Source organism: Pseudonocardia sp., assembly GCF_050246655.1.
Classification (GTDB): Bacteria; Actinomycetota; Actinomycetes; order Mycobacteriales; family Pseudonocardiaceae; genus Pseudonocardia.
The window spans coordinates 1-4,361 of the sequence record NZ_JBFWVQ010000220.1; the positions used below are offsets into that span (position 1 = coordinate 1).

The window sequence follows — 4,361 nt, forward strand, 5'->3', positions numbered from 1 at the left end:
CCGACGACGACCTCCTCCAGCGGGTCCCACTCGTTCCACGAGTTGACGACCGGGAGGTCGGTGGCGGTGTGCGGCGCCGGAACCGGGGCCGCGTCGATCAGGGTCATCGGACTGCTCCTTCAGGGGACTTCCAGCGGACGAAGCCGGGGAGGGCCGCGGCGATCACGCCTGCGGCGAGGAGGGTGGACAGGCCGCCGACGGCGGCGGCGGTGCCGGGCGCGAGGACGCCGCCCAGCAGGCCGGCGCGCAGGTTGCCCAGCTGCGGGCCGCCCGCGCCGACGACGAACTCGGCCGCGCTCATCCGGCTGCGGTGGGAGTCGTCGACCTCGGTCTGGGTGATGGTCGTGAGCAGCACGACGCTCACGACGTCGGCGATCCCGGCCGCGACGAGCAGCGCGACGGCCAGCGCGGGCACCGTGACCAGGCCGAACGCCGCGATCGCGATCCCCCAGGCCACGGCGGCGACGAGCATCGCGCGGCCCTTGCGGGGCGTGCGCGCAGCCGGACCGGACAGGAGCGATCCCAGAACGCCACCGATCGCGGGTGCGGCGACGAGCAGGCCGAGGGTCTCGGGCCGGCCGCCGAGGTTCACGTCGTTGATCGCGGGCAGGAGCGCCGTCGGCGCGGCGAGCAGGGTGATGCTGAGGTCGGTGAGGAAGGCGCCCTTCAGCACGTCGCGAGCGCGGATGTAGCGCAGCGCGGCCAGCACGGCCCCCGCGCCGGGGCGGGTGGCACCGCCCTCGGGCGGCATCGCGGGCAGGCGCGCGACGCCGTAGATCGCCGCGACGAAGCTCAGGGTGTCGATCGCGTAGCAGATCCCGAGGCCGAAGGACCCGGCGACGACGCCCGCCACGATCGGCCCGGCCGTCGCGCTCGCGTGCATCGCGAGCGTGCCCAGCGCCGCCCCGGCCGCGAGCTGGTGGCGCGGCAGGAGCCGCGCCATGAAGCTGCGCCGTGCCGGGACGCCGATCGCGAGCAGCGTCGACTGCACCGTGCAGAGCAGGTAGAGCACCCACAGGCGGTCCCACCCCGCGAACGCCTGCACCGCGAACAGCGCGGAGACGACGATCTGACCTGAGCCGGTGAGCAGCACGATGCGGCGCCGGTCGTAGGCGTCGCCGAGCGCCCCGCCGAACAGGGTGATCGTGAGCGTCGGGATCGCGACGCACAGCCCGATCACGCCGACGGCGACCGTGCTCCTGGTGAGCAGGTAGACCTGCAGCGCGACGGCGAAGACCGTCATCTGGCCGCCGAACCCGGAGAACGCCTGCCCGATCCAGAGCCTGCGGAAATCGGCCGATTCCCGCAACGGTGCGGGATCGAGCAGGAGCTTGTTCATCTCACGCGATCGCCGTCGGGAGGAGTTCGAGATTGCGCAGGGTCGCCGAACGCATCCAGCGGGCCTCGCCCGCGGGGACGAGCGCCGGCGCGCGGTGCAGCCGGCCGATCAGCTCGTGCAGCCACACCGTCGCCAGGCGGGCGCCGACGCAGATGTGCGGCCCCCAGCCGAAGCCCAGGTGCGGGTTCGGGGTCCGGTGGAGCACCAGCTCCTCGGGCCGGTCGAAGCGGGCCGGGTCGCGGTTCGCGGCGGCGAACATCGTGATGACGACGTCGCCGCGCTCCATCGGCGTGCCGCCGATCGCCGTCGCGCACGTCGCCACCCGGCTGGTGCCCTGCGCCGGCGCGGTGAACCGCACCAGCTCGTCCACCCCGGTGGCCATCAGCGCGGGGTCGCGCAGCCGCTCCAGGACGTCCGGGCGCTGCATGAGCAGCTGCACCACGGCTCCCGTCGAGGCGAAGAGCGTGCTGTAGCTGGCATTGAAGATCGCGCTGACGGTGTTCTGCACGTAGGTGTCGGCCATGCCGTCGGTGCCGGGGTGGTCGCGCAGCACGCTGATCATGCCGGGACGGCGTGTGGTGGCGAACCAGTCGCGCATCATCGCGACCAGCTCCAGCCCGGCCGCCAGCCCCGGCTCGGCGTGCTCGGGGACGAGCCCGCTGTCCATGCGGCGGGTGAGCCCCAGGTAGATGTCGTGGTAGCTCCCCGGCTCCTCGACGCCCACGAGGTCGCAGGTGATCTGCAGCGCCAGTGGCGCGGCGATCTCGGCCATCAGGTCGAACCCGGCGCCGCGTTCCCGTCCGGCGAGGATGCGGTCGAGCGTGTCGCCCGCACGCCGGCACATCTCGGCCATCTGCTGCTCGCGCAGCGAGCCGATCACGATGCCGCGCAGCTTCTTCGGCTCCGGCGGGTCCTGCGACTGGATGTTGATCCGCTCGTCGGGCACCTGCGCGCCGACCCGCCGCCAGTCGCGCGCCCACACGTCGCTGTTGCGCAGCACGTCGCGGCAGTCGTCGTAGCGCGTCAGCACCCACGAGCGCATGCCCTCGTGCCAGTGCACCGGGTCGTGCGCCCGCAGCTCGGCGTACACCGGGTACGGGTCGGCGATCGTGGCGAGGTCCAGCGGGTCGTAGCGGAGGGACGTGGTCATCGGCGGTGTCTTCTCTCGTGTGGAATCTGGGGAAGAAAGACGGGCCGGGCCCGGATTCGCTCCGGGCCCGGCTCCGTCGGTCGATCACAGGAAGTGGTCGTAACGCATCGCGCACCCCCCTCTCACCGTCACGGCAACGGTTCTCCGGACAGATCCCGGAAACCGAGAGGCACTCCCCCGGGCCCGGATTCACCGGGCGACTTCGGCCTCTGCACGCAAGGTTGCGGGACCGACGGTGGGCGCGGACAGTGTCGTGAGGTCGAGAAATGCCCCGCCGCCGGGTAAGGGTTTACTGACCGTTCGGTAAGGCGTGGGGTACGTCGTACGGGCACCAGCGGGGGGTGGCGCGGACCGGCTCCGTCGCCAACGGCGAGACCCCGGTGCATCCTCCGAAGCGCGGTGGGCGCGCTCGCGGAGTCCCATCGCCTTCGGGGCGAGCTGCTCGTGCTCGCCGACCCACGGCGCGAGCAGGTCTCGGCGGACGAGGTCCTCCAGCTCGTCGCGGACCTCGTAGGACGTCAGGGGACGAACTCCTGCGCGGTGTCGAGCGGGTGCGGCGGGACGGACAGGTCACCGAGACAGCGCTCTCGCCGTGTCGTGGCGTTTCTTCGGGTCTGGACCACAGCTCCTCAACTCGATGAAAGGCTCGTTCAGCAGGACAAACGGAACGTGTTTCGAACGCTTGTTCGAGTAGAGTGGTGGGATGTCCGAGGATCGGCTGGTCGCCGCGCACCGCCTGCTCGCCCAGGCCGTCGCCGAGCTGATCGCCGCCTCGGGCCCGGCCGCCTCCGACGAGGAGCTTCTGGCGGTGCTCAGCGAATGCGAGGACGCGGCCCGAACCTTCGAGCGGGTCTCCGTCGGCGCACTGGCCGACCTGGGCCGCCGCGGTACGTTCCTGATCAAGGGCTACACGTCCACCACCAAGGCGCTCGCCGACCTGCTCGGCATGGAGTGGGCCGACGCCCGGCGGCGGGTGCTGGTGGCCGGGCAGGCCGCCGAGCGGGTGGCGCTGGACGGCACCGTGCTGCCCGCGACGCTCACCGCCACCGCGAAGGTGTTCGCCGCCGGGGGCTGCTCGGCCCGGCAGGTCGAGGTGGTCGCCCGAGTGCTCAGCTCGGACGCCGCGCGGCGGCTGACGCCGGACGTGTGGGCGGCAGCCGAGGAACAGATCGCCGCGAAGGCGGGGGACTACTCGCCCACGGACCTGCAGGCCTGGGGCACCGCACTGGTGGAGACGCTGGACCAGGACGGCCCGGAGCCGGAGGACCGCCCACCCGCGCCCGGGGTGAACGAGCTGTTCCTGACGCGCGACCGGTCCGGGTCCGGCGGGAAGATCAAAGGCCGGTTCGACGACCCGGCCCTGTACGACGCCATCGCCCGCGTGGTCGACGCCGGCGCCCGCCCCGTGGATGCCGCCGACGCCGAGGAGCGGTCCTTGGGGCAGCGGCAGGCCGAAGCCCTGGCCGACGCCTGCGGCTACGTCCTCGACCACGCCGACGCCGAGGTCCTGCCGGCCGGCGGTGGAGAGCGCCCGCACCTCACCGTGATCGTCCGGCTGGAGGATCTGGAGAACCGCGCTCGTGCCGCCTGCCTCGACCTCGGCGGCCCGCTGTCGCCGGAGAGCCTGCGGATGCTCTGCTGCGACGCCCGCGTCGTGCCGGTCGTGCTGGGCGGGGCCGGGCAGCCGTTGGACGTGGGCCGCGCGACCCGGGTCATCCCGGACGGGCTACGCCGCGCCATCGCCGCCCGGGATCGCGGCTGCGCACGCTGCGGGCGCGCGGCGAGCTGGTGCGAAATCCACCACATCGTGGCGTGGAATCCGGCGGGGAAACGTCGCTGGCAAATTGCGCAATGGTGTGCAGATCGTGTCAT

The 4,361-nt window shown here is 72.8% G+C and carries 3 protein-coding genes; 1 reads left to right on the forward strand and 2 read right to left on the reverse strand.

Features of this window, described 5'->3' with window-relative positions; translation table 11 throughout:
* Positions 1–103 precede the first annotated feature (103 nt).
* Entirely contained in the window at positions 104–1,339 is a 1,236-nt protein-coding gene (locus tag AB7J25_RS30360; protein ID WP_428502870.1) for an MFS transporter, read from the reverse strand.
* Between the two features lies 1 nt (position 1,340).
* Positions 1,341–2,489 (reverse strand): cytochrome P450, encoded by a 1,149-nt coding sequence (locus tag AB7J25_RS30365; RefSeq protein WP_428514783.1) that lies wholly within the window; start codon positions 2,487–2,489, stop codon positions 1,341–1,343.
* A gap of 703 nt (positions 2,490–3,192) precedes the next feature.
* On the opposite strand from AB7J25_RS30365, the gene AB7J25_RS30370 reads away from it, so the two are divergent.
* A partial coding sequence (locus AB7J25_RS30370; protein WP_428514785.1) for a DUF222 domain-containing protein occupies positions 3,193–4,361 on the forward strand: 1,169 nt, incomplete at its 3' end.

Bases quoted from the DNA above. Each gene is read 5' to 3' on its own strand.
- AB7J25_RS30360 (WP_428502870.1), bottom strand. From the start codon at position 1,339: ATGAACAAGCTCCTGCTCGATCCCGCACCGTTGCGGGAATCGGCCGAT.
- AB7J25_RS30365 (WP_428514783.1), bottom strand. From the start codon at position 2,489: ATGACCACGTCCCTCCGCTACGACCCGCTGGACCTCGCCACGATCGCC.